Below are 25,857 nucleotides of genomic sequence, written 5' to 3' on the forward strand. Positions count from 1 at the left end.
CCGGATGGTTGGCGTTGAAGCGCGAGTGCCGGGCACTTGCATGCCGCACCTCACGGCGACAGGTGTCGGCCTCCTCCACGCATCGCTGATGTCCGTCATCCGCGAATGCCGCACGAGCTCGTGGACAGGACCATCCGTGGGCCGATCCGAGCCGATTCCGAAGACGCGCTCGGCCAACTGCGGCGGTGCCGCGCACGCACGCCGATACGCCTCCCGGGTTTGACGAGATGCCGCGTCTGTCCGGCTTGGTCATCATGGTCTTCCAGGCCCCGTCCGGCCGTCAGGAGCGTCGGGAGGGAAGGGGAAGGTGTTGACGATGGAGTTGTTCCCGCCGATCCCGCTCGCCGAGTGGAGTGACACCAAGGAAACGCTCCACCGCTTCGCGCAGGTCGTCGGGAAGGTCCGCCTCGCCGGGAGCACCCGGCGCAATCACTGGTGGAATGTCCCGTTCCACCTCACCGGGCGCGGCATCACCACTCGCCCGATGGGGCAGGCCGACGGCAATCCGATCTACACGATGGATTTCGACTTCGTCGGCCATCAGCTGGTGGTTTCGACTCTGGACGGCCGGGAGATCTCCCTCCCGCTCATCGGCCGGTCCGTGGCGTCCTTCCACGACGCGGTCATGGCCGCGCTGGCCGCGCTGGGCGTCCGGGTGCGGCTCGACATCCCCCGGCCGTTCGACCTGCCCGACGCCGCCCGGCCGTTCGCCGAGGACACCGAGCACGCGACGTACGATCCCCGGCATGCCAACCGCTACTGGCGGGTCCTCAGCCAGGTGGCGTCGGTGCTGGAGGAGTTCGCGACGGGCTTCTCGGGGAAATCCAGCCCGGTGCACCACTTCTGGCACACCTTCGACATCGCCCATACCCGGTTCTCCGAGCGGCGCGTCGACCAGCCGCCGCAGGTCGACCCGGTGACCCGGGAGGCGTACTCCCGGGAGGTGATCAGCTTCGGCTTCTGGTTCGGGGACGACACCTTCGCCGAGCCCGCGTTCTACTCCTACACCGCTCCGGAGCCCGCGCATCTGGCCGAGGAGCCGCTCGTGCCCACGGCGGCACGCTGGCACGCGCGGGGCGGTAGCCACCTGGCCGTGCTGCGCTACGACGACGCCCGGGTCCAGAGCGATCCCCGTGCCGCCGGCCTCGCCTTCTACGAAAGCGCGTACCGGGCCGGCGCCGGGCGCGCCGGCTGGGACATCGAACGGCTCGCCTGCCCCGGCGGGGTGACGGACCCACAGCTGACAGCCCGGCAGGGCTGAACCCGCCTCCGGCCGAAGACCAGGGGATCGATGCAGCTGACGCGCCCAGCCCGCGGGGACCTATGTGTGCTGTCCCAGGGCCCGGCGTCGGCCGGTCCGAGCGGTGGGCGACGGGCCGGCGCAACTGCGGCCCGTCGTCGTACTCGCCGGTCCCGACGTTCCAGGACCGGCCCTCGCCCGGCTCGAAGCCGGTGAGGAACGGGTGCCCCGCCGCGCCGTACACCGCCTGCGGTGTCTCCGGCGCGATTCAGTACCGGGCCGGTATGCAGACCTCCAAGACCACCGTGGCGGTCAGCAAAGACGCCGAGGTTTCCCGCCTGGCGCCTGACACGCCGTCTTTCGCCTGACACGGCGTCTTTCGCCCCGGCGGGTCAGTCCGAGACGGCATCGGTCCAGCCCCGGGCGATGGCCTCCCTCGCCTTCTGAATCTGTGTCTCCGTCGGGAAGACCGGCGTGCCCTCGACGGTCGGCAGCTTTGCGGCGGCGGCCTTGTCGAGGGTCCCGTCCTCCGCCATGACGGCCATCAGAACCGGACGCGCGTAGCCGTAGAGCCGCAGGTTCTGGCCCTCGGTGCTGAAGAGGTACTCCTGCCACAGACGCGCGGCCGCCGGATGCGGGGCGTACTTGTTGATCGCCATCGCGTAGTACTCGGCGAAGCTCCCGTCGAAGGGGATGGAGACCCGCCAGTCCACGCCCTTGCGGCGGAGCGGGTCGGTGCGGCTGAGGTTGAGGAAGTCCCAGCCAATGATGATCGGTGACCCGCCCTCGTCGACCGGTGGCACGGTGGTGCGGACGGGGCTGTAAATGCCGGCCTTCTTGAGCTCCGCGAAAAAATCGATGCCCGGCTGGATGTCGTCGAACGATCCGTGGTTGGCGAGGGCGGCCGCGTACACCCCGGCGAACGCGGACGCGGACCGGGTGGGGTCGCCGTCCAGCGTGACCTTGCCCTTGTACTGGGGCTTCTTCAGATCGGCGAAGGTCTTGGGGCAGGTCTTGACGAGCTCGGCGGCGCAGCCGATGGAGATATAGCCGCCGTAGTTGTTGTACCAGCGGGCGCCCGGATCCTTCTGGTTCTCCGGGATGCTGTCGTACGCGGCCACCCGGTACGGAGCGAGCAGGCCCTGCTGGGCACCGGCGTCCGCGAACGAGTCGCCGACGTCGAGCACGTCGGGGGCAGTGGCCTGGCCCTTGCGCGCCTTCACCGTGTTGATCTCGTCCTGGCTGAAACCCCCCGGATTCTCGACCCTGACCCGGATCCCGTACTTCCGCTCGAAGCCGTCGATCAGCGCGCCGTAGTTCGCCCAGTCGCGGGGGAGGGCGATGGTGTTGAGGGTGCCCTCCTTTTTGGCAGCGGCGACGAGGGATTTCATACCGCCCATGTCCTCGGCGGAGGTGGCCATCGACGACCTCTTGGGCGGAGCTTTGTACGGCTCGCCGCAGGCACTCACAGCCAGTGCCAAGAGGGTGAGGCAGCAGCCGGCGACGGCGGCCGCCGCTCGGGCACGTGGGGGCCGAGTGGGCGGGGTCACGAGGCTCAGCGTAAGTCGGCTGCCTGGCCGGTGGCCGTAGCTGCGCCCGGCGTGGTCCCGGGTGGGGCGGTGTGGAAGGTCGTGCGGCGCCCCCGCGCCCACCTCACGGCGCCAGGTCGTCCCATTGGCCGAGAAGGATCTCGCCGAGGCCTTCCCCGGCCGGGGTGCCTTCGTCGTGGAGGGAGCATTCGGCCCAGATGATCTTGCCGGTGGGCGTGTAGCGGGTGCCCCAGCGCTGGGCGTACTGGGCGACGAGGAACAGCCCGCGGCCGCCCTCATCGGTGGTCTTGGCCCGGCGCAGATGCGGGGAGGTGCTGCTGCCGTCGGAGACCTCGCAGATCAGCGTACGGTCGTGCAACAGCCGGACGTGGATCGGCTCGGCGCCGTAGCGAATCGCGTTGGTGATCAGTTCGCTGAGGATCAGCTCGGTGATGAAGCCGATCTCGGCGAGGCCCCAGTCGGCCAGACGGCGGATGCAGGCGGTGCGGACGGGGGCCACCGCCGCCGGATCGCGGGGCACGTCCCACTCGGCGACCCGCTCGGAGCCGAGCCGATGCGTGCGGGCCACCAGCAGCGCGATGTCGTCACTGGGCCGGGCGGGCAGCATGGCCTCGATCACCGCGGCGCAGGTGGCCTCCGGAGCCCGCCCGGGCCCGGCCAGGGCCCGGCGCAGGGCTGCCAGGCCGGCGTCCAGGTCGCGGTCGCGGTCCTCGACCAGCCCGTCGGTGTAGAGCGCCAGCTGCGAGCCCTCGGGCAGGGTCAGCTCGGCGCTCTCGAAGGGCAGACCTGCACTCAGGCCCAACGGCGGGGAGACCGGCAGTTGCGGGAAAGCCACGGTTCCGTCCGGGTGGACCACTGCAGGTCCCAGGTGGCCGGCGGTAGCGGTGACCACCTGCCCGGAGACGGGATCGTAGACGGTGTACAGGCAGGTGGCCCCGGTGACCCCCTGCCCGTCCTCCTCGGCTGCGGCCTCGTCGGAATCGATCCGGGCCACCAGTTCGTCCACGTAGGCCAGCAGTTCCTCGGGCGGCAGGTCGAGGGTGGAGAAGTTGTGCACCGCGGTGCGGAGTCGTCCCATGGTTGCCGCCGCATGCAGACCGTGCCCGACGACGTCGCCGACCACCAGCGCCACCCGGGCCCCCGGCAGCGGGATGACGTCGAACCAGTCCCCGCCCACCCCTTCCCGCGCGGGCAGGTAGCGGTATGCGACCTCCACCGCGGTCTGCTCGGGCAGGCTCCGCGGCAGCAGGCTGCGCTGGAGCGTGACCGCCACGGCATGCTCCCGGGTGAACCGGCGCGCGTTGTCGATGCACACCGCCGCCCGGGCCGCGAGCTCCTCGGCGAAGGACACATCGTCGTCCTCGAACGGCGGCAAGACTTGCGCACGCCAGAAGCTCGCCACGCCCAGCACCACCCCGCGGGCCTGGAGCGGCACCGTGACCAGGGCGCGGATGCCCTGGTCCAGGACCCGTTGGGCACGTTCGGGGTCCTGGGCCCGCCAGCCTGCGGAGGTGCTCAGGTCCGCCTCGACGACCGGACACCCCCTGACCAACCCGGTGGCGATGGGGTTGGAGGGCACGAACCGGATCAGCTCGCCGACGGGGTAGAGGTGCTGCTTCCCCAGACCTACGGCCGCGGTGCGGCGCATCTCGGTGCTCACCCCGGTCGGCTCCTCGCCGCCCAGGACCGGCTCCAGCAGCTCGACCGTGACGATGTCGGCGAACCGGGGGACCGCCACCTCCGCGAGTTCCTCGCAGGTGCGCACCACATCCAGCGTGGTCCCGATCCGCCCCCCGGCCTCGTACAGCAGATTCAGCCGACCGCGGGCGGCCTCGGCCCTGCCGCTCAGCTCCTGCAGTTCCGTGGTGTCGCGCAGCGTCACCACGCTGCCGGCCGGCCCGTAAGGGGCGGTGGGCCGCTTGTTGACCGCCAGGAGCCGGTCGGCCGCCAGATGCACCTCGTCGGTGGCCGGATGCTCGGACGACAGGAGCCCGGCGAGGCCCGGATCCAGCCCCAGGCTCGTCACGGGGCGCCGCTCCGCGTCCGCCGGCAGGTCCAGCAGGCGGCGGGCCTCGTCGTTGGCCAGCAGCAGACGCCCGTCACCACCGGTGATCAGAACCCCTTCACGCACCGCGTGCAGGACGGCGTCGTGGTGCTCATACATCCGAGTCATCTCGGACGGGTCCAGGCCGTGCGTCTGCCGCCGCAGCCGACGGCTCACCAGTCCCGCCCCGCCCGCCGCGAGGGCGAGGGCCACTGCCGCGCTCCCGAAGACGACGGGCAGCTGTCGGTTGACCGCGTGCTGCACATTCTCGATCGTGACCGGGGCCGCGACGATGGCGAGGACCGAGCCGTCGGTGTCCTTGACGGGGACCACCGAGATCACGGAGCGCCCCAGCGAGCTCTCGAAGGTCCTGGTGAACGCCCGGCCGGCGGCCGCCTCCGAGTAGGGGCCGACGACCTGTTGCCCGATCCGGGCCGGCTCGCTGCTGTGGGCAATGGTGATCCCGTCCAGCCCGTACACGATGACGGCGTCGACGTCGGCGGCCTTCTGGACCGCCTTGGCACGCGGCTCGAGCACCGCGGACGGATGGGAGCTGTGCAGTGCCGTGAGCATCCCCGGAGCGCTTGCGAACGCCTGGGCCGCGGCGAGCGTCCGGTGCCGGGCGTCCGATGTGCTCTCGTGCTGAGCCTGCACCACGAGGGCCGCAACGGCGGCGGCGAGGAGCAGCACCACAACCACCAGTTGGAGGATGAACACCTGGCCGGCGAGACTGCGCACCCTGTGCGCACGGGGCTGTTTGCGCTCTTGGCGAGTCTGACGCGCACGTCCCCGGCGAGAGTGTCGGCCGGGCACACGGAGGTTCCCGCACGAGTGGAGAAACCTGTGCCACAGCTGGCCCGGAAGTCCGCGCATACCCCCTTTCTACCGCTTTCTGCGGCTCTGCTCCTTACTGTGCGGCTGGGAGAGTCCGATGAGCGCAACCAGGCGGTCGACGATCCAGGGTCCGGGTATTCCAGGTGCCTCCGGAGTACGGATGCGATGGCGCGCGGGACCTCTCTGACGGCCCGGGGAACTCCGTCACCCTGGGGTTACGTCGGTAGAGCTCCGCGTAGGCGGCCTGGAGCGCGGCCGGTGGCTCGGCTGCCGAGGCCCTCACCCTGTGATCAGGGATGAGCTGTGTGGCTCGGGGACTGGTGGTCCCCGAGGGGGCCGGGGCCGACCTCGGCGCGGCGGTTGCCGAGGGTGTTGATGTCCTCGCCCTGCCACAGCAGGAATCCGTCTCCGTTCCGGACGTCCACGTATTGCGCCCCATTGGGCGGGGCCCCGCCTCCATGAGCAGCTCGCAGGCTTGCCCCCGGAATCTCCTTCGGCCCGGAGCCCTGCTGCGGCAGTCCTCCCGGCGCGTCGCGCAATCGCCACAAACGCGGCAAGGCACGGGAGAAGTCGACGAATTCGGACGCGTCGTCCACTCGCTCCGGCGGCCATGGCGGTTCGCGCACTGCCCGGCCCGGAGTGAAGGGCGTCACGTACGTCGACTGTCAAGCACATGCGACTGTGCAGTGATTTCTCCGCGATTTTACCCATTTCACGTCGATGAGTGCCCTCGCCCCCTTCGGTCGCGCATGAAGCCGGCCGCATGGAAATACTCCGACGGTTTTCTGTTATCCGGCCAGGGCGGAAGGATCCCCATCCAGAGAACGACCGATTGCACAGCGAGGAAGGAACCCGGAACGTGGACTCACATCCTGGAAAAGCGACTGTGATGGCCGCGCGTGCTGGGGATCAGCAGGCGCAGGACGAGCTTGTGGCCGGCTTTCTGCCGCTGGTCTACAACATCGTGGGCCGCGCACTTCGCGGCCATGCCGATGTCGATGATGTGGTGCAGGAGTCCATGCTCCGCATGCTGCAGGGGCTCGACGGGCTGCGCGATCCCGACCGGTTCCGCTCATGGCTGGTGGCCGTGACGATGAACGAGATACGCCGGCACTGGCGCAGCAAGCAGGCGTCACCGGCCGATACACGGGTGGACGACGTCGCCGACCTCGCCGATCCTGCTACCGACTTCGTCGATCTCACCATCATCCGCCTGGGCCTTGCCGGTCAGCGCCGGGAGGTCGCCGAGGCGACCCGGTGGCTGGACGAGGACGACCGCGCACTGTTGTCGCTGTGGTGGCTGGAGGCGGCGGGCGAGCTCACCCGTGAGGAGGTAGCCGCCGCCCTGGAACTGTCCCCGCAGCACACAGCGGTACGGGTGCAGCGGATGAAGATCCAGTTGGAGACGGCCAGGGTCGTCGTGCGAGCGCTGTCGGCAGAGCCGCGCTGCGAGGAACTGCTGACGATGGTGGCCCACTGGGACGGCGTCCCCTCCGCGCTGTGGCGTAAGCGAATAGCCCGGCACGCGCGTGGCTGCGCGGCGTGTTCGGGGTACTGGATCGGCTTGGTACCGGCGGAAGGGCTTCTCGTCGGTCTCGGCCTGGTACCGCCGGCGGCCGGCCTGATATGGCTGGTGACCGGCAGCCACAGTGCATCCATCGTCAACGTGGCCTCCCAGCAGGGCATTTCCGCCAACGGCAGCGAGCAGGTGGTCAAGGCAGCGGTGCGGCGGGGAGCGCATCGCGCGCACAAGCCGGGCGGCGGGGGTGTCCGCCGTATCCTGCGGGCCCGCCCCCGGGGCGCGACCGCGGCCGCCGGAGGCGCCGCGGCGACCGCCACCGTTGCCGCAGCCGCCTTGTCCATCGCTCTCGTCTCGTCCGGCGGCGGCCACGACACCACGAGCGCGGCGGCGGTGCCCCGGCACACGTCGGCGACGTCGGCGAGCTCACCCAGCCCGACACCCTCGGCCCCCCGTTCCACCAGCGCCCCTTCCTCGCATCCGACGGCTACGCCGAGCCGCAGGGCGACCGCCGCGGCGAGTCGGGACGAGCGGGCCTCCCGCCCGCCGCTGACCGCATCGCCCGTGCAGACACCCCGGCCGAGCCGCACGGTCGATGCCGCCCGGCAGGTCCTCGCCCTGATCAACAAGGCGCGGGCCGACCACGGTCTGCCGCCCTACACCCTCGCCTCGGGGCTCACCCGCAGCGCACAGGCCCACAACTCCGTGATGGACGACGGATGCGGCCTGTCCCACCAGTGCCCTGGCGAAGCGGCTCTGGGCGAACGGGAGACGGCCCAGGGCGTGCACTGGGGAGCGGCCGGAGAGAACATCGGGCAGGCATCGGCGGGGCCGGATCCTCAGCAGATCGCTTCCGCTGCCGTTGGCCTGACGCAGTCCATGCTGGACGAGAAGCCGCCCAACGACGGGCACCGGCAAAACATTCTCAGCACGTCGTTCCACCACGTCGGCATCGGCGTCCACCGGGATGCCAAGGGCACTGTCTGGCTCACTCAGGACTTTTCCGACTGAGCACTTTGACCGACGGTTCACCGGGCGCAAGCGGGAGTAGGCGGGTGGCGGCCATCGCCGGCCCGCACCTTCTCTCCGGACCGGCAGCCGAGCGCCTTGCTTCCAACACCCCCCTCTCTTAACCGAGTTACGTATCCATGGCCGGGAATTGGCGCGTCGGCCGCCTTTTCCTGTCCATCCCTTCCGGGGCGGTAAAGAGATTCAGCGCCAGGTTTCTGTTATCCGTCGCGTCCCAAGGGATCTCCCAAGGCGTAGGCGTCATAAGGGCCTTGCGGAAGAGGGCTTCGCGGAGCGGAGGCGCCGAACCCGGCGGCCGGCCCAGCTCGCGTCCGTGCCCCCACAGCAAGAGGTGTCAGGTCCCTGACACCACTAAGGAATGAGGACATCAATGACTCACGGTTCGCACCGGTGGAAGGCGATGAGCGGCAGGTTGCGCACGGCCATTGCGCTCACGTCAGCAGGCGTGGTCGGTGCCGTCACCGTCGGAGTGTCCTCGGCGGTCACCCCGACTCCCCCCGGCCACCCTGCGGCATCCGCCCGGCCCTCGCAGATACCCCGCACGGTGGCCGGAAAGCCGAAACGCTTCGGCACCGGCGCAGTGCCCTCCCGGGAGGACTGGCGGAAGGCAGCGCTCGGCAAGGCCCTCAAGCCCAGGCTGGCGGCGCTCGCGCCCTCCGCGACGGTCGGAGCGAAGCCGTCGGCGGCCCAGGCCACCCTTCCCGCAAGCGTCGACCTGAGCAAGTACGCGCCCGCCCCCGGCAACCAGGGCCAGGTCGGCTCCTGCGCCGCATGGGCCGTCGACTACACGGCCTACGGCGTCCTGGAGCGCGAGCAGAAGATCGCCGGTGGGCCCCAGGCACCCATGTTCACCTACGCCCAGGTCGTCAAGGGGCAGCAGCGGGGGACCTCCCTCGCCGATCACTTCAGGATCGCGATGAAGCAGGGTGTCGATGCCAAGTCGCACTACTGGCAGGGGGACTTCGACTACACATCCCAGCCAACGGCCGGCGAGACAAGAAACGCAGCGAAGTGGAAGCTGTCCGGCTACACCCCGCTGCACACCGGAAGCCGGCTGAAGACCGATGTGAAGGCGGCGCTCGCCAAGGGCCTGCCGGTCACCGTCGCGATGCCCGTACACAACAGCTTCTTCGACGTCACACCCCAAGCGGCGGCTTCCTACAGCTACTACCCGACGGCCGGTGACCCCATGGCCGGCGGCCACGCGATGGCCATCGTCGGCTACACCAGCAAGGGAGTACGGGTGGAGAACTCCTGGGGCTCAGGCTGGGGCGACCGCGGATTCATCAACCTGTCCTGGAAGTTCCTGACCGACCAGACATGGGAAGCCAACGCGGTCGGCAAGCTCATCAAGCGCTGAGCCCCGAGAGCCGGCACCCCCCAAGGGTCGGGCCCCAGCCGGGGCCCGGCCCGCTCACGTCCGTCGTGGCACCGAGGAGGGGGGCGTCGTCTCAGCCGGCAAGGGGACTGCCGATCGTCCGGGCGACCTCGGCGTGGGAGAGGTACTCCACGATGCTGTGTGCCCGGTCGCGGGCGTTGATGACGGCGATGTCGGCCAGTCCGTCCGACCAGTCGTCCGCCAAGGGGCATCCGATGGCCACCGCGTCGGTCGGGGACCAGGCGTTGAGCCAGTCGGCCACCTTGTCGGGCCGCTTCGGTCCGCCGATGAGCAGCTTGCTGTACACGCTGTCGAGACCGAGCGGACTTCCCGCCGTGGTGAGGTGGACAAGGTTCACACCGGCGGGCAGCCGTGTGATGAGGTCCATGCCGACGACTGTGCCGAGGCTGTGGCTGACAAGGACCACGTCTCCCGAGTCCGGCATCGTTTCGCCCACGCAGTCCAGAACCTCTTCCCGGATGCGCTGGTCGTCGAGGTATGCGGCCACGTCCCGGAAGACCAGGGCGATGGCCCACGCGTCGACGTCGCTCGTGGCGGCCAGCCAGCTCAACTGCCTGTGCAGGGCCCCGACCACGTCGTCCAGGCCGAACCGTTCCGTGGCCGGCTGCCCCTCGCACGGCATGCCCGCCTTCGTGGCTGCCTCGCCGACGATCTCCTTGTACACGGCGAGGGCGGTGGGGGAGGCGGGCGCGGCCGCCTCCGCCGCCGTGATGGCCGTCGGATCGACGAAGCGGGGGACGGCCTCGTGTGCGGTGAGGGCCTCCACCAGTCTGTCGCCGTAGTAGGGGAACCAGACGTCGGCCGGGTCGACCGTGGGGAGCCCGGCACGGACGAGTCCCTGGTTGAGTCCGGCCGCCCAGTCGCGGCGCAGCTTCTCGGGATCCTTGCCCTCCTGGGAGCGGCCGTGCAGGAAGACCAGATGGCGGCTGCCGCCGAACGCGCCGGCCCGGGCGGGCAGGCCCGCACGCGTGGTGGTCCTCTCGCCGGCCGGGCGCGGCGTGGTGACGGCGGGAGCCGCTGCCGGACCCGCGGCGCCCTCCAGGAGCTGCAGGCCGGACTCCGGGCCCATCTCGGCCAGGAGCGCCCGCTGCTGGGAGGTGAGCGGCAGCGCGGCGAGGTGTTTGAGGATGGAACTGGTTCGTATGCCCTCGTTGGACACCCAGTCGATGGCGTCGTCGCCGTCACCGCGCTGCCAGACCTGTCCGTCGGGGCGCAGGACGCGGCCCTGGTCGTCGGTCCGGGGCACACCGCTGTGGTGGAGTGCGACGACTTCCCACTGGTCGTTGAAGACCGGGGAGCCCGAATTACCGGGCTCGGTGTCGGTCTTGTAGTGGAGGAAGTCATCGAGGCGCACTTGGAGCATGTTGTCGCGTACCGCGATCTCCTTCAGACGGCCCATCGGATGGCCGATGACGTTGACCGGCTCGCCGATCACCAGCTTTCCCGGCTGGGCGCTGAGCCGGTTCCAGCCGAACGTCTCCCCTGGCGCCCGCTGGTCGGGGCCGGGGCCGACCAGCACCAGGGCGAAGTCGAGGCGCTGGTCCGCCACGAAGAACGTGTCGGGGGCGAGCGCGAGCCGGGTCGGCGGCTGCGGTGTGTTGTCGACCGTGACCTGGGCGTCGAACTCCACGAAGCACTGCCGGGCGGCCTCCGCGTCGGCGAGCACGTGATGGTTGGTCATCAGCAGGCCCGGCGACACGAGGAAGCCGGTTCCGAGCGGCAGCTCCCGGCCGTTCTCACGCGCCGAGATCCGGGCGACGGTACGTGCCGCCCGGGCACCGCGCGGCAGGAAGCTCCACGCCTGCAGCTCCTTGGACACCCCAAGGATGCGTTCGTACGCGGCGGTCGAGACCAGCGGTTCCGCACGGACGGCCTCCACCGCCAGCGCGGCCGGCACCGCATGCCGGTTGAGCAGGCGTGCGGCCCGCGAGGCCAGTGCCTCCTGCGAATCCGGGAAGTCCACCCCGGCGTCCTGCTGTCGCTCGACCGCCTGCCGCTCGGCGCTGGTCTCGCGATACCGCCTGGCAGCCGCCGCGACCTGACGCGTCCGCTCCGCCGAGGTCCCGTCCGTGGCTCCCATGTCAGTTCACCGCCTCACTGGCGGAATGCCACGGCACGAAGGCGTTCGCCAGCCCCGCGAGGGCCGTACGCAACTCCGGGTGGTGCCGCAGCAGCACGGTGACCATGGTGTTGTCGTCGATCCAGGCCATGCCGGCCTTGGAGTACACCTCGGGCGTGTAGTACTCGGTGAAGAAGCGGTCGCTGTTCAGCCGGCGTGAGGCCATGAGGATGAAGATGCGGAACGCCGTGTCACTGAAGGCGAATCCGGCAGGCAGCCTCTCCGCGTACATCCCGACCATCAGGTCGACCTTCTCGATGTCGCCGTCGTAGAGCCGCTCGATCTGATCGGCCCACACCTGGTCGCCGGTCAGCTCCCCGAAGCTCTGCGCGGGCTTCAGCCGCAGCAGCCTCCGGAACTCGTTGTAGCGGGGGACGCCCAGCTCGCGAGTGCGCAGGATGTCGGTGGCGGCGAGGTCCTGCAGATGCCCGTCCGGACGCTCGTACTCCTGCAGGAACCGGGGGAAGTTGTGCAGGGTCACCAGTCCGGGGTGGAGCGTGCCGAAGCTGTAGAGAAGATCGGCCATTGCCGTGGTCTCCACGACCTTCAGCGCCCCGGGACCGGCGATGTCGCGGAGGGTGCAGTGCCGCAGGGTGGTGTCGTCGGCGGCGGCCCGCAGATGCCACTCGTCGCGGATGAGCGGATGCATGCGGTAGACCGCCACGAACTCTTCGGTGAGGGAGTACGGGATGCCGTAGTGGTCCGTCCCGCCGCCGGGGATGCCGCTGACGACCTCGCTCCCGCTGATCCGGCCGAAGAGGTTGTGGACGCGCTCACCGGCGATGCCCCACCAGTTGGCTCGCAGCGCTTTGACGGTGGTGGGGTGGCTGATCACAGCCGGTGTCCACTCCACGGTATGGATCTTGGCGAGGAGAGCGGCGTTGACGAGCCGGGCGCGCTGGAACAGCTCCTCGTCGCCCCAGGACGGGTACGCGCCGTGCAGGTGGTCGCAGATCGCGTTGTGCTCCCGGGCGAACAGGTTCTGCATCATGGCGAGGCCCAGCCAGAAGCCGGGAACGCGTGAGGGATCGCGGGCGGGGTCCGAGGGGAACGGAGTCCGCTCGCCGTCCCACAGGTGCAGCTTGCCCAGCTCGCCGGTGCGCATCTGGCGCTGTTCCGCCTCGTTCGACCCGTAGATCTGGGATGCGTCCCACCAGTGGGAGGAGACGTTCACGCGGGTGTCCGGTGTCCCGGCGGGTGCCTGCGGGTCCCGGGTCGGGTCGTCCGGTGTCCGCATGATCTGCATCGGGCGCTCCGGCCAGGGGTCGTCGTCCATGAGGGGAACTTCCCACGGTCGTTCCTGGGGGCTCGTACCGTGGCTGAACCAGTCGCGGACCATGAACTGCAGCCAGGCGGCGACCAGCGCGTTGACCGATTCGGCCGGGGTCAGCTCGTTGCGGGTGAGCAGGGTGCGGCTGACCTGGCGTGGGTCGGGCCTGGACAGTACGTCCTCGGGCGTGGCCGGGGCGATCCGGTCCAGCGGGATGTTCCGGCCGAAGCGGGTACCCGCCATGCCCATGCGTGGCTCGTCGAGATCGTTGTGGCTGCCATCAGCGGTCCGGTTGACCTTGTGGCTTTCGGAGGGGGGCGCGGGATCGGGGAGATGGGCGGAGGGCAGTTGGCCGGTGTCGTGGAGGTTCTTCTGCCGGAGCTTGACGCGCAGGCCGAGGAGCGTCAGCAGGCCCGGGATGACGGGCAGCTTGTCCCAGCCGATGCGCCGGTCGACATAGCCGGCGACGCTGGTGACGACCCGCCAGGGGAGGGACGTACGGTATCCGGCTCCGGAACGCCGTGCGGCGCCTCGTTGCGTGCTCATCGCGATACTCCTTGGGTCGCTCCTGGTCGTTTCGCGCGGTGGGGAGACGGGGCCGTGCCGGTTCAGGCGGCGGCCGCGTCACTGAGGATCACATCGCTCGCCTTTTCGCTGATCATGTAGATGGGGGTGGCGACGAAGAAGCCGGGAATACGGGGAAAGACCGAAGCGTCGACGATCCGCAGGCGATCCACTCCGCGTACCCGGAAGCCGCTGTCGACGACGGCCGAGGGATCGTCCGTCCGTCCCATCCGGCAGGTGCAGGACGCGTGGTGGCCCCATGCCTCGTCCCGGACGAAACGGCGGACGCTGTCGCGGCCGCCGACCTCCTCGCCGGGGAACAGCTCCTTGAGGATCACGGAGTCGGCCCTGCGGTTCATGCCGCGCACGAACTCCACGGCGTCGGCCATCGCTTCGAGGTCCATGCCGTCCTTGTCCGTGCCCTCGGTGAAGTAGTGGAAGTTCACCAGCGGGGTGTCGCGAGGGTCGGTGGAGCGCAGCCGCACCCTGCCTCCGGTGTTGTGGGTGCGGCTCTTGAGGATGGCCCAGGTGAAGCGGTCCCGGTGGCGTGTCAGGTCGAGCGAGTAGCCCGGGTAGTAGCCGCGGAAGTCGAAGGGGCCGCCGAAGATGAAGAGGTCCGGAGCGTCCAGCTCCGGGCGGGACTTACGGGTGACGCCGACGACGGCACCATTGGTCGTGTACAGGCCCTCGCCGCGTTGCCAGGCCCGGTAGCAGCGGTCCGGTTCGGCTCCGGGCTTCGGCGCGTGGAAGTCGCAGTCCTTGACGACCGGGAACTCACGGTCCATCTGGCTGACCACGCCGACCTCGTAACGGTCCTGCAGATTGGCACCCACGCCCTGGAGATCGACCCGTACGGGGATGCCGTGCCGCTGCAGCTCCTCTCGCGGGCCGATGCCCGAAAGCATCAGTAGCTGGGGCGTGTTGAAGGCACCCGCGGCCAGGATCACCTCACGGGAGGCGAGGACTGTGCGCAGGACCGGTGGCCCGGTGCCGTGCGGGCGGCCGGGGGCGGCCCGGTATGCGTGCGGCTCGTCCAGATAGTCGACACCTGTTGCCGCTCCGCTCCCGTCCAGCACGATCCGGGACGCCAGGGCGTTCGTACGGACCACCAGATTGTCCGGATGGCTGCGCTGCACCGCCTGGACGCGCTCGCGGACGGCGCTGCGCCGTCCGTTCGCCGTCGAGATCGGGATCTGCCACAGCCCTTGCAGAGCACGCGCCTGCACCCGCCAGTCGTTGGGATCGACGAACGAGCCGAACCCCTCCAGCGGGGACAGCGGCCGGCCGAGGAAGTCGGCGAGCGCGTCCTGCGCGGCGGAGAGGACGACCGTCAGCAACTGCTTGTCCTGGACGGCCAGTGCGGGGTCGGCAAGAGCGGTCGACAGCCAGCCGTCGAATCCGTGCCGGGAGTCGTTACGGTACCGGGGGGCGGTGAAGGGCAGGAGTCTCAGCAACGCGGCCAGCAGCGGGTTGCCGGGCGGTTCCTTGGGCCTGGGCCGGTACGTACAGCGCTCCAGCCGCTCGAAGTACCGGCGCATGGCCGCGCTGTGCCATGAGGCGTCGCCGGTTTCCTCCGCGATCCCGTCCCAGTCCTGGTTGTACGGGTAGACGGTGATCAGCGCATGATGCGCGGTACAGCCGCCGACCGTTCCGGCACGCGGGTAGAGAATGCCCTTGCCCGGCACGAGCTTGCTGTCGCGCTGGTGCTGCCGCTCGTCGGCGTAGTGCCGTACGAAGTAGTCCCAGCGCTGGACAGGGTCCTCGGAGGCGTCTGCGTGGAATGCGGGTACCAGGTAGTTGTCGTTCTCCTCGGCACCGCCCGCGTCGAGCAGCAGGATGCGCATGCCCGCGGCAGCCAGGTTCGCCGCCAGTGGCCCGCCCCCCGCGCCCGCACCGACGACGATGTAGTCGAAACCCGTCTCGGCCGGGGGAGCGCCGAGCTCTGCGGTCACTTGCGGTTCCCCTCCTCGGAGTGGGTGAGGGAGGTGGTGGCGGTGGCGGCCAGGACCGTATTGACGGCCGAGATGAGCGTGGTCAGCGCCGCGGTGCGGGGCGGAAGCTGGCCGCGGAGGCCGAGCATGGCCGCTGTCCCGGTGTCACTGCCGTGGATCAGGACGCCCTCGCGCAGGTCTTCCCGGAGCCGCGGGCCGCGGTTGGTCAGCAGATCGAGGCCGAGCAGGATCGTACGGATCCCGAAGAGCCGGAAGGCGTAGATGGCTGCTGGGCTGAGCGGCTCGCGATCGGGGTCGAGGCGCCGGATGAGCAGAGCCGGTGCCAGCAGTCCGGTGACGCCGTTGACGAGCCGGACTCCCGCGAGTGCGTAGACCGTGGCAGGCCGGCGCGCGGCACGCTGCTTGGCCATGATGTCTCCTGAGGATGCGGTGACTCTTGCCGTGACGGGAACCCCCGCGAATCCCCTGACAGCGAAGAGGGAAATCCCCTCAAAACGCCCCACATACCACACTATGAGTACGGCCGCCCCCACGCACCTTGAGGTCATGGTCGCCTTGTCTGCCGTGCGGCTTCGCCCCCGCTCCGCGGCGCCGACCCGGCCGTGGCCATCGGACGAGCTGCGACGGGGCGGGGCCCTCGCCCCCTCATCGGCGTACGCGGACCGGCAAGCTTGCGCGATATCGCCGCCCGCGAACTCACGCACGGCGTCACGCACTTCGCTGCGGAACTCGTGTATCAGGACCGGCCCGGCGCCCTCGACGACTCGATCCCGAGGTCTCCGGCTCGCCGGTCAAGCAGCGCGCCCGCCGCCGCCGGAACGTCGAGCGGGCGGTCCTCAAGGCGCTCCTCAAGGCGTGATCCGAGGTGGGTGCGAAGTGGGTGCGAACGGGAGCATCAAGGGCTGATCCGGTCTCATCGCGATTCCTGAGCTGCCCGGTTGCGCCAGTGTCATGCGCATACGGGTGACCAGGAGCGGCGGCCTGGCCGAGCCTGCCCCTGGCCGAGCCTGCCCCTGGCGTGCCGGACGGCCTCCCGCGTGCCGACCATGGACGGCCGCACCGACGAATGCGCCGATCCGGAGCTCGGTGGAGCCCAGGACGGACCGGCCGACCGCGTGCTCCGCGAAGGCGAACCGGCGGCGCTACCGCTCCACCGGACCGGTGACGCAGGGTGCGCGACCCTATGCGACGTGCGATAACGGCACCATGGCAGAGACTCCAACGGCCACGGCCGCGGAAATCAAGATCAGCTTTTCCGGAGACGAGGCCCGGAAGGCGGCCCGTGCGCTTGAGCTTCAGGGGGACAAGGGCCGCAGTCGCACCATCCACTTCTGGGACAGCCCGAGGAGGGACGGCGACGGCGTCTCGCTGCCCTTCCTCGACCGTGGGGTCATCCTCCGGCTGCGTGTGGACGACGAGGACCACGGGTCCAAGCGGAAAGCGGACATGACCGTCAAGCTGCGGCCGTGCCCCCCGCTGCCGCCCGACTGGCAGAAGAACCTCAAGGACGAGGACAAGGGCTGGGAGTTCACGATCGAGGAGGACCGGACCGGTCCCGCCTTCACACCCGTGGTCTCCGCCTCGCTGCAGGCCGACCGGAAGGTCGAGGAGAAGCTCGTCGAGTCGGTGCTCACGCCGGAGCGGGGAGTGCTGGACCACCTCCTTGCCAAGCCGCACCGTGACCTCCTGGAAGACGCCGTCGGACTGAAGAAGGGCGACCTCAGGGATCTGAGGGCGCTCGGCCCGGTATTTGCCGTCAAGTGGAAGCAGGACTGGGACGCTCTGGCCGGTCCCGTGGCCATCGAGGAGTGGATCACCAAGGACCTGCGCTTCCTGGAGGTCTCGGTGCGGACGAGCACGGCTGACGCGGCCGGGGCCGAGAAGCTGCTCGAAGCGGCCCTGCGAAAGCGCGACGTCGCCCCGCCGCGATCGGGCGAGACCAAGACCCGGGCCGTGTTGACCGTCCTCGCCCGCGACTTGGAGCTCTGACGCCGCCACGCAGCCACGCCGCCACGCCGGGACCCGGCGCCCAACTCCTGTTTTCCCGAACGGATTTGGTGGAGGGTGCAGCTGGCTCCCGGTCGGAGGGCGGAACGGCTCCGGCTGGTCCCGTGCCGCCGACATCGCCTGAATCCGGGAGACCGGAGAAGACCGGTTGGGGGCACCGGCGGTTTGCGGGACGTGACCACTCGTAGTAATCACAGCGCCGCCTTTCGTTGTGGCCTTTCGTTGTGGCAGCGGCCTGGCGCCGGGCTTGCCTCGGAGGCGTCGGCGTCAGTGGGTGATATCGGCGTCTCCCTGCCCTACGCGAGGCGCGGATTCACCCATTCGGCCGAACGTGAGGAGTGGTGCTCGTCCTGCGGTAGTCCACTGGAGGGACAGTCGCAACGGGCCAACGGTGCGAACCCTGCCCAAGGCGGGAGCTGACCGTTCAGCCGAGCTGAACGGTCACTACTACGCCGCCGCCGTGGGGGCAACGTCCCGCGCCGAGTCTTCTCCGCCCGCACGTCCGCACCTGGCCGTGCCGATCTCATCGCATCCGGAGGACGAACCATGCCGCTGAAGAAATACGGTGTACTGGCCGCCCGCGCCGTCGACCGGCGCCGTGAGGGAGCCACCGACACACCGCACTATCAGATCCACCTCACCGACGACGCCGGCACCCATTACCGGGCCGCCCTCAACGTCCAGTCCCAGCAGGCCCCCTCGGAGCTGCTGTACCTGGCCGACGACGACTTCCGTCACCCGATGACGCAGCTGCTCCCGCCGGCCGGAAGTGGATGGACGGCCCTGCCGTCGCTGCCGGGGAAGGCCAGTCTGGACTTCATCCGCGGCAACCTCTTCGATCCGGCCTCGATGCGGCTGCTTCCACCCGATGTTGAGGGTCCCGACAACGACCTGGCCGACCTGCTCGACCATTACGTGCAGCGGGCGATCTCGGATCCCGCCATGCCCCTTTACATCTTCGGGCAGCGGTTCGGTCCCGAGCCGGCCACCGCGGACAAGGTGTTCGGCTTCCGGCCCGGCAACGGCGTTCACGATGTCCATATGAACCAGGGCAACAGCGGGCGATTCCGCTCCGACAACGGAGTCTGGCAGGACGGTGGCCTGCTGGTGCACCTCCCCGCCGAATCGCGCTGGGTCGCCGTCTTCCTGGCCTTCCAGTCCCAGGCATGGCACACCGACGACAGCACCGGCCACCCCATCGGCACCGCACCGCCCCGCCCCGGCGCGCGGACGGAACCCGTACGGGTCATGGCCGCACTGGTCAATCCCACCGGCCCGGCGCCCGAGGCCGAGACCGTCACGGTGCTCAACGCGTCCCCCGCGCCGGTCAACCTCCAGGGGTGGCATCTGGCCGACCAGAACGATCAGACCCTCCCGCTCCCTTCCGACCTGCTCCAGCCCGGCAACACCCTCACCATCCCGGCGGGCAACGGGTTCCATCTGGGTAACGGAGGCGGCACGATCACCCTCCTCGACCCGTCCGGCCTCAAGGTCCACGGCGTCTCCTACACCGCGCGACAAGCCGAACGTGAGGGCGAGACCATCACCTTCTGAACACCCCCACCACACAAGCCCCGTCAATACCCTCGTCCCGCTGACCGAACCCACACGGTCGGCGGGGCGAGGGAGCGAACCCGTGGGCGAGTGTCTCTGGCCGCGATCCCGGACGAGGTCGCGGCCGGTCGGATGAGTTCACCAGCCGGGTGTGGGCTCGGGACGAGGTGGCAGCGTGGCCGGCCGGCGGAGAACGGTGCCGCTGGTGGTCGCCGAGCCGGGAGCGGGGAAGAGCGCGTCAGGCTGGGGCCACGTGGCGTGCACGGCCGCCGGCCAGGAGCGCCGCTCGGTGGACCGTACTGGGGGAGGCGGCCAGCAGCGGCATTCGGACGGCCGGGCTGGGAATGCGTTCCTGAGCGTGCAGCACTCCCTTGATCACTGTCGGGTTCGGTTCGTCGAAGAGGGCAGCGGACAACCGGGCCAGCTCGGCTCCGAGCCTGCGGGCGGGTGCGGCGGAGCCGCGATGCCACAACGAGATCAGTTCGGCGTAGTCGGCGGTGCGCACATTGGCCGATGCGACGATTCCGCCGTGGGCGCCCGCCGCGACGAGCGGTGAGAGGACGACGTCGTCGCCGCCGAGCACGGCGAAGCCGGGCGGGGGGCTGCCGAGCAACTCCACCGTGGTCGCGTCGATCGCGCCGGTCGCGTGCTTGATCCCGACGATCCCTGGTAGGCGGCTGAGCGTGGCGATCGTGCCGGCGCCGAGAGTCTGTCCCGTGCGGTAGGGGATGTCGTACACGATCAGAGGTATGCCGCCGTGTTCGGCCAGCGCGGTGAAATGCGCCAGTGTCCCCGCTTCACCGGGCCGGATGTAGGGCGGCGCGGGAACCAGCGCCGCGGCTACGTCGCCGGTGTCCGCCAGCTGGCGCAGCGACTTGATGGCGGCGGCGGTGTCATTGGTGCCGACCCCGACGATCAGCGGGGCGCCGTGCGCTCGGCAGGCGGCCGAGCAGATGCGCACCACCGTTTGCTTCTCCTCCGCGGTCAACGTGGCCGATTCCGCCGTGGTGCCGAGGGCGACGAGGCCGGAGGCGTCGGCCGACAGCGCTTCGTCGGCGAGTCGGGCCAGTGCATCGGGGGCCAAACGCAGGTCGTTGGTGAACGGAGTCACCAAGGGGACATACAGGCCGTTGAAGATCGGGTTGGGATTCATGGTTCAAGCCTGGCTCACACTGACCCAGTAGATCCATTTCCGATTTCTACCTTCATGCCTAAGCTGAACTTATGCTCGATGTTCGTCGTCTCTACCTGCTTCGCGAACTGGACCGGCGGGGCACGATCGCGGCCGTGGCCGAGGCGCTGACCTTCACCGCATCTGCCGTCTCCCAGCAACTTGGTGTGCTGGAACGCGAGGCAGGCGTGGCCTTGCTGGAACGCAGCGGCAGGCGCGTGATCCTCACGCCCGCGGGCCGGTCCCTCGTCGCACACGCCGACGCCGTGCTGCAGCGCCTCGAGCTGGCGGTCGCCGAGCTGGCCGGCGCGCGGGACGGCATCGGCGGGCCACTTCGTATCGGGACCTTTCCCTCCGGCGGTCACACCATCGTTCCCGCCACGCTGGCCGAGTTGGCTCAACGGCATCCCGCGCTGGAACCGATGGTGCAAGAAATCGACTCCGCCCGCGTCTCCGACGGTCTGCGAGCCGGCGAACTCGACGTGGCCCTTGTCCACGACTACGACTTCGTACCCGCGTCGCCGGACACCACGGTGGACGAGGTGCCTCTGCTGGAAGAGCCGATGTACCTCGTCACCCATTCCGCGGCCGAGAACACCAGCCGCAGCGACACGCTGGCAGAGCTGCTCGGCCCCTATGCCGAGGCCCCGTGGATCACCGCACGGGACGGCACGACCGGTCACGCGATGGCCGTACGCGCCTGCCAGGCGGCCGGGTTCCAGCCGAGAATCCGCCACCAGGTCAACGATTTCCGCACAGTGCTGGCTCTGGCCGCCACCGGGCAAGGGGCCGGGCTTCTACCGGAAATGGCCACTGTGCAAAGCCCTGCAGGTGTGGTGTTGACCAAGTTGCCGTTGTTCCGTCGGTCGAAGGTCGCCTTCCGCGCGGGCGGCGGTACTCATCCGGCGATCGCCGCTTTCGTGGCCGCGGCAAGAGCGGCGGTGAGCTGCATGACGGGTTCAGGGCTGGAGGGGAAGACCGCGACGCACTACGCGGACTCCGCACCGGCGTCGCTGGAACAGGGCGCGAAGGCCGACCCGGCGAGTTGACTGTGAACCGGTCACAGATCCCAACGCCCGCTCGATCGCGGAGGTCCTGACGGACCGTCGCCGACGCACGGGGATGGTGCAGCGTCAACGATCGTTGCCGGCAACAGCTCAGTGAGCCAGGAAAGAAGGGGTGGACGGGCGGCATTACGTGGATATACTTTCGACGATCTCCGGCTTGCAGAAGTAGGGGAACATGCGACACGGCCGGTTTCGTTATCGCACCATCACTGTGTGCATCCTCGCCAACTCGCCTATCGCATCTGCGTCGCCAGAGCACGACTTTCTCGACCGTGACAACAAGACCGGTTCCGTCACGTTGCATTTATCGGTACGAAAGATGGGGGATAGCTTATGAAGCGCACCATTGCCGTTGCCGTCGGCGCGCTGTCGCTGGCCGTTTCCGGTGCAATCGGCTTCAGTGCCGTCGCGCAGGCGGACTCCGACCAGCGCGACCTCCGCGTCGGCAAATTCACCCTGTATGAGCACGATGATTTCAAGGGTCGCCACTGGAGTACTTATCCGGACAACAACTGCTGGACCCCGAGTGGCTACTGGGCGAGTTCGATGAAGAACGACTCGGACCGGAGTGTGTGGCTTTACGACGGGGACCGCTGCACCGGCGATCCGGGCTACCGTGCGAGGCCTCACAGCGAGGACAAGGACCTGACGAACAACGACTGGGACAACCGCACCAGGTCTATCAGGTAGCCGTCGGATCGAGTGATCAACGCTCACGCCTCACCGTAAATCCGGACCACCAGGCCGTTCACGAACCGGCCCCCAGGCGGGGGCGGTTCGTGGGTCCGGACGAGACGCCGCCGCGCTGCTCACAATGACTGGATCGGAGGCGCGGGCGGCACCGTCGGCGAGCGGAGCGCGATTCTGAAAGGCCGCTTCCGCAAGACAGGAATCGGAAATTGCGCGAGCTCGGGATCACATAGGCCGAGCCGAAGTGTGTATCTCTACGACATGACTGGCTGCGCCGGGCTCGAATGGTTACCGCGGGAAGACCCGCCAGCAGCTGCGGCGCAGAATTCACTGACAACGGCTGGGGCAACCGGACGAGTTCCATGAAGCAGCAGCAGAAGTCGATTCGATCCGTAGCGATGTAAGGCGGCGTGTGGTGCCGCCAGCGGCGCTACACCCTGCACGCGGTGCGTAAAGCACGAGGAGTACAGGAGGAGTACAGCGTGTCCGTTCGGCTGTGGGGTGTTGCCCTGCTGCTCGCTGTCGCGGCCGTGGGGTGTTCCGCGTCGGGGCCGGATTCGCCGTCCGGGCCGCAGCAGTCCGGCGGAGGCTGGGAAAGCGGGACCGTTCCGGTGCCGGGCAAGGAGGCGCGGGAAATCACCGTGCCGTTCGATGAATACAAAATCTCCCCGGCCGAGGGCATACGGATGGACACGGCCGAGGACTCCTTGGTCGGCAAGTGCATGCGGGATCAGGGCATGCCATGGACGGTGGCTCCGCTGCCCGCCGAGCGCGATATCGCCCCGCTCAATCGCCGTCGCTACGGCGTGGTTGAGCCGGACGCCGCCCGGGTCTTCGGCTTCCACGACCCGCAGGACAGGCCGTCCGTAGCCCGGCGCAACCAGGAATTGGACACCAGGGGCCAAAAGATGTCCCCCAAGGTCCAGCGGGCCGCGTACGGCGACACGTCCAAGCCCGGCCCCGGCGGCTGTCTCAGGAAGGCCCGGGACCAGATGATGAAGGGGGCACCAAAGATCAACGTCCCCCTCTTCGACAAACGCAGCAGGCAGGCCTTCGAGGCTTCCCAGCGCGACGCGCAGGTCAAGCGTGTCTTCCGCTCCTGGAGCGCCTGCATGAAGGACGCGGGCTTCCGCTACAAGGATCCGCTGGCCGCCGTCACCGACAGGCGGTGGGGACCGGGCAAGCCCTCCAGCACGGAGATCCGCGCGGCTCAGGCGGATGTGCGGTGCAAGGAGAAGACGGACCTCGCGGCCATCTGGATGGCGGCGGAGAAACGTATCCAGGGCGACGTCATTCGCGATCACCCCAAGGATTTCCGGGCGCTGAAGGTGACCAAGGACGTACAGCTCAAGGCAGCCCGCCGCATCCTCAACTGACGACAAAGACTCCTGGCCAGGGCTGTGTCGTTCTCGCGGTTGCGCGGTTGCGCGGTTGCGCGGTTGCGCGGTTGCGCGGTTGCGCGGCTGTGATCGCGTGATGCCGAGGGTGTCCGGTGGGCGGGTGGCATCGCGGGAGTGCTTGTGCAGGTCGGCGGCGCAGGCCTGGCCCGCGGCGTGGCGGCGCCGGACGACCCACCGGTACGTCAGGGAGCGCTCCGCGACCACGTAGTCGGGGCGGTTCCGAGGGCTTCCCGGGCCAGGCGGGGCCACGCGGATGCGGGCGATGACGGCTTGAACGGCGCGACAGCACGCGGCCCACAAGGCACCCGTCTCCGGCCGTCGGCCGGCCGGCTCATGCGGCGAGCGCGGCGGGCTCTGCGAGGTGGGCGGCTGCCGTGCGCCAGGCGGCCGTCACCGCCGTCCGGGCCGCGGCTGTGCGTGCGGGGCGGTCACCGGTGAGCTTCAGCGGCGCTCCGACGTGGACGTGGAAGTCGGGGCGGCGCAACGGAGCGGTCATCAGGCCTGCGAGCTGCTTGGCGGCGCCGCCCGAGGCGAGCCTGCGCGCGCCGGCCTGCCCCACCGGCACCACCGGGGAACCGGTGCGCTCGGTCAGTCTGGAGAGGCCGCTGCGGAAGGCGCCCGGAGCTGCCTCGGCAGCGTCCTTGCGTCGCGGCAGGCCTCCTTCGGCGTAGAGCAGGACCACCCGTCCTCCTTCCAGGGCCCGAGCGGCGTCGTCGAGTGCGGCGATGGCCCTCCGGTCGCCCCGGTGCACGGGGATGTGGCCCTCGCGGTGGAGGCTGCGGCCGAGCACGGGGATACGCCACAGGCCGGCGGCCGCCATGATGAGCGGCCGGGCACCGAGGCGGTGCAGGGCGGCGAGCACGACTGCCGGGTCCGCCAAGGACGTGTGGTTGGCGACGATCAGGGTGCCCGGCGCGAACGCGGACCCGGGGTCGGTGGTGACCGACAGGGTGCCGAAGGCGGGTACCAGGGCGTCGGCGATACGGCTGAGCATGAACGGTCTCCCGGCGGGACGGTGGTGATCTTCATCATCGCCGGGGACCACCGCCGTGGCATGAGTTGTCGTACTCAACTTCCCTTTTCCCCGACCGTGGTCCGCGGCCGTCGCCCCGTGTCCGGTCACCTTCGCCCGCGGAGCCCTGACGCCCGGCGGCCATCGCCACCCACCCCGATCCGGCCCTCACCGTTCCTGGGTGCCGGGGTAGAGCTCGACGCGCAGATCGCCGCCGTCCTGGATGACGTACGTGGGGCCGGTCGCATGGGTCCAGCCGAGGGGGAGGAGGTAGTAGCGGCCATTGCGTTCGATGAGGCGGCGGAGGCCGGTGTAGCGGTACCGGTAGTGGGTCTTCGCGCCCAGGTCCGTCACCTTCAGGCCGGGCCCGGCCAGGCTGAGACGGTCGGTGCTCAGGAGGACGACGGAGGGACGGCTGACGATGTTGGCGGCGGCCTCCCGGCCCTCCTCCTCACCCAGTGAGCCGGTGGCCAGGCTGAGCCCCCACATCACCAGCAGGCCGGCCGTGAAGACCGGCACCGCCCGGCTCCAGGTGGGGGAGGGCGCGGTCTCTGGTGCGGCCTGCGGGGTGGGGGAGTCGCCGTCAGTGTCCCGCCCGTGAGGGGCCCGGCGTGTGGCCCATGGGCTCTGGCCGAGGAGTATGCCAACTCCCAGCAGAATCGGGGCCGTCCATCTGAACACGTCGAGCCAGGTCCACAGGAACAGCAGGGCGATGCCGGCTCCGATGACATAGAGGTGTGCGCGGGCGACGGCTCGCAGGGCCCGTTCCGCTGTGCGTATGAGGCGTTCCCGGGCTGTTTCCCCGTCGGTGTCCGAGGACGTGGTGGGGGGTGGCGCGGAGGCAAGGTGGCGGGCCGTCAGGACAGCGAGGACGCAGACGATCGCCATCGGGGCGCTGACGATGTTCAGGCTCTGGATCGCCGTCTCCGCGAAGCCGAAGCCCAGGCTGAAGGCGTCCAGGCGGAAGTAGCTGTAGTAGGCCGTCAGGTAGACCGCGCCGAGGAAGTACATGATGGCCACGAGGAAGGAGGCCTGGGCTATGACGATGCCGAGGAGGCCTGCTGCCGTGCGCTGCCCAGGGGCGGACGCGCCCTGAACCGGTGGCGTGGAGGGCGCGGGCGGGGGCGCTGGGGTGGCGCTCATGTGGCGGACGGGGAGGGGCAGGTATCGGTCGGCGACGGGGAGGCCTTCGGGGAGGCCTCTGGGGAGGCCGAAGGCGTGTCGTCGGAGGACTCGGACGGTGAAGGCGAGCCGTCGGAGGGCGGGCAGGTCTCACCGCCCGGCACACCGTCGGTGTCACCGTTGCCGCCCCCCACGTCTCCGCTGCCGCCGTCGCCACCACCGGTCGGATCCACGCCGCCGCCCGCCGGCGGTCGGCCGTGACCCTTGGGCGGCGTCTCGACCGGCGGCACTGGATCCCCGCCGTAACTGGGTCC

Annotated in this window: 18 protein-coding genes; 8 read left to right on the plus strand and 10 right to left on the minus strand. The window is 69.8% G+C overall.

Features of this window, described 5'->3' with window-relative positions; translation table 11 throughout:
- Positions 1 to 316: 316 nt before the first annotated feature.
- A complete protein-coding gene (locus tag AC5677_RS37240; RefSeq protein ID WP_497192305.1) occupies positions 317 to 1,261 on the plus strand; it encodes a DUF5996 family protein in 945 nt (314 codons plus the stop codon).
- 371 nt (positions 1,262 to 1,632) lie between these two features.
- Here the strand turns inward: AC5677_RS37240 and AC5677_RS37245 are convergent, their stop codons facing one another.
- The 3 genes from AC5677_RS37245 to AC5677_RS37255 all read right to left on the minus strand — a co-directional run bounded on the left by AC5677_RS37245 (position 1,633) and on the right by AC5677_RS37255 (position 6,093).
- The gene (locus tag AC5677_RS37245) at positions 1,633 to 2,661 is read right to left on the minus strand and encodes an ABC transporter substrate-binding protein (protein WP_497192306.1); all 1,029 of its coding nucleotides are present in this window, start codon (positions 2,659 to 2,661) and stop codon (positions 1,633 to 1,635) included.
- 232 nt (positions 2,662 to 2,893) lie between these two features.
- A complete protein-coding gene (locus AC5677_RS37250; RefSeq protein WP_497192307.1) occupies positions 2,894 to 5,707 on the minus strand; it encodes a SpoIIE family protein phosphatase in 2,814 nt (937 codons plus the stop codon).
- Between the two features lie 251 nt (positions 5,708 to 5,958).
- The gene (locus AC5677_RS37255; RefSeq protein WP_497192308.1) at positions 5,959 to 6,093 is read right to left on the minus strand and encodes a hypothetical protein; all 135 of its coding nucleotides are present in this window, start codon (positions 6,091 to 6,093) and stop codon (positions 5,959 to 5,961) included.
- A 464-nt stretch (positions 6,094 to 6,557) separates the two neighbouring features.
- Here AC5677_RS37255 and AC5677_RS37260 point away from each other — a divergent pair, with 464 nt between their 5' ends.
- Complete coding sequence (locus tag AC5677_RS37260; RefSeq protein WP_497192309.1) at positions 6,558 to 8,198, plus strand: sigma-70 family RNA polymerase sigma factor; 1,641 nt, start codon at positions 6,558 to 6,560, stop codon at positions 8,196 to 8,198.
- 388 nt (positions 8,199 to 8,586) lie between these two features.
- Positions 8,587 to 9,576: a C1 family peptidase gene (locus tag AC5677_RS37265; protein WP_497192310.1), complete on the plus strand. Its 990-nt coding sequence runs from the start codon at positions 8,587 to 8,589 to the stop codon at positions 9,574 to 9,576.
- Positions 9,577 to 9,667: 91 nt separating this feature from the next.
- On the opposite strand, the gene AC5677_RS37270 is transcribed toward AC5677_RS37265, so the two are convergent.
- From AC5677_RS37270 to AC5677_RS37285, 4 genes are all read right to left on the minus strand, one after another.
- Complete coding sequence (locus tag AC5677_RS37270; protein ID WP_497192311.1) at positions 9,668 to 11,695, minus strand: trypsin-like serine peptidase; 2,028 nt, start codon at positions 11,693 to 11,695, stop codon at positions 9,668 to 9,670.
- A 1-nt stretch (position 11,696) separates the two neighbouring features.
- Complete coding sequence (locus tag AC5677_RS37275) at positions 11,697 to 13,550, minus strand: peroxidase family protein (RefSeq protein WP_497192312.1); 1,854 nt, start codon at positions 13,548 to 13,550, stop codon at positions 11,697 to 11,699.
- Positions 13,551 to 13,612: 62 nt separating this feature from the next.
- Complete coding sequence (locus AC5677_RS37280; RefSeq protein ID WP_497192313.1) at positions 13,613 to 15,520, minus strand: GMC family oxidoreductase; 1,908 nt, start codon at positions 15,518 to 15,520, stop codon at positions 13,613 to 13,615.
- Positions 15,517 to 15,930 (minus strand): hypothetical protein, encoded by a 414-nt coding sequence (locus AC5677_RS37285; RefSeq protein WP_497192314.1) that lies wholly within the window; start codon positions 15,928 to 15,930, stop codon positions 15,517 to 15,519. Before AC5677_RS37285 ends, AC5677_RS37280 begins: the two co-directional genes overlap by 4 nt.
- 796 nt (positions 15,931 to 16,726) lie before the next feature.
- Between AC5677_RS37285 and AC5677_RS37290 the strand changes: the two genes are divergently transcribed.
- Both AC5677_RS37290 and AC5677_RS37295 read left to right on the plus strand, forming a co-directional pair.
- Positions 16,727 to 17,509, plus strand: a complete 783-nt coding sequence (locus tag AC5677_RS37290; RefSeq protein WP_497192315.1) for a hypothetical protein — start codon at positions 16,727 to 16,729, stop codon at positions 17,507 to 17,509.
- A gap of 564 nt (positions 17,510 to 18,073) precedes the next feature.
- A complete protein-coding gene (locus AC5677_RS37295) occupies positions 18,074 to 19,081 on the plus strand; it encodes a DUF2278 family protein (RefSeq protein WP_497192316.1) in 1,008 nt (335 codons plus the stop codon).
- 238 nt (positions 19,082 to 19,319) lie between these two features.
- Here the strand turns inward: AC5677_RS37295 and AC5677_RS37300 are convergent, their stop codons facing one another.
- A complete protein-coding gene (locus AC5677_RS37300) occupies positions 19,320 to 20,234 on the minus strand; it encodes a 4-hydroxy-tetrahydrodipicolinate synthase family protein (RefSeq protein WP_497192317.1) in 915 nt (304 codons plus the stop codon).
- A 71-nt stretch (positions 20,235 to 20,305) separates the two neighbouring features.
- Between AC5677_RS37300 and AC5677_RS37305 the strand changes: the two genes are divergently transcribed.
- The 3 genes from AC5677_RS37305 to AC5677_RS37315 all read left to right on the plus strand — a co-directional run bounded on the left by AC5677_RS37305 (position 20,306) and on the right by AC5677_RS37315 (position 23,385).
- Positions 20,306 to 21,301: a LysR family transcriptional regulator gene (locus AC5677_RS37305; RefSeq protein WP_497192318.1), complete on the plus strand. Its 996-nt coding sequence runs from the start codon at positions 20,306 to 20,308 to the stop codon at positions 21,299 to 21,301.
- A 351-nt stretch (positions 21,302 to 21,652) separates the two neighbouring features.
- The gene (locus AC5677_RS37310) at positions 21,653 to 22,009 is read left to right on the plus strand and encodes a peptidase inhibitor family I36 protein (protein WP_497192319.1); all 357 of its coding nucleotides are present in this window, start codon (positions 21,653 to 21,655) and stop codon (positions 22,007 to 22,009) included.
- Between the two features lie 482 nt (positions 22,010 to 22,491).
- Positions 22,492 to 23,385: a hypothetical protein gene (locus AC5677_RS37315; RefSeq protein WP_497192320.1), complete on the plus strand. Its 894-nt coding sequence runs from the start codon at positions 22,492 to 22,494 to the stop codon at positions 23,383 to 23,385.
- Positions 23,386 to 23,740: 355 nt separating this feature from the next.
- Here the strand turns inward: AC5677_RS37315 and AC5677_RS37320 are convergent, their stop codons facing one another.
- The gene (locus AC5677_RS37320; RefSeq protein WP_497192321.1) at positions 23,741 to 24,403 is read right to left on the minus strand and encodes a lysophospholipid acyltransferase family protein; all 663 of its coding nucleotides are present in this window, start codon (positions 24,401 to 24,403) and stop codon (positions 23,741 to 23,743) included.
- 186 nt (positions 24,404 to 24,589) lie between these two features.
- The gene (locus tag AC5677_RS37325; RefSeq protein ID WP_497192322.1) at positions 24,590 to 25,564 is read right to left on the minus strand and encodes a hypothetical protein; all 975 of its coding nucleotides are present in this window, start codon (positions 25,562 to 25,564) and stop codon (positions 24,590 to 24,592) included.
- Between the last annotated feature and the right edge of the window lie 293 nt (positions 25,565 to 25,857).

This window comes from Streptomyces sp. JLSY215, from assembly GCF_059682825.1.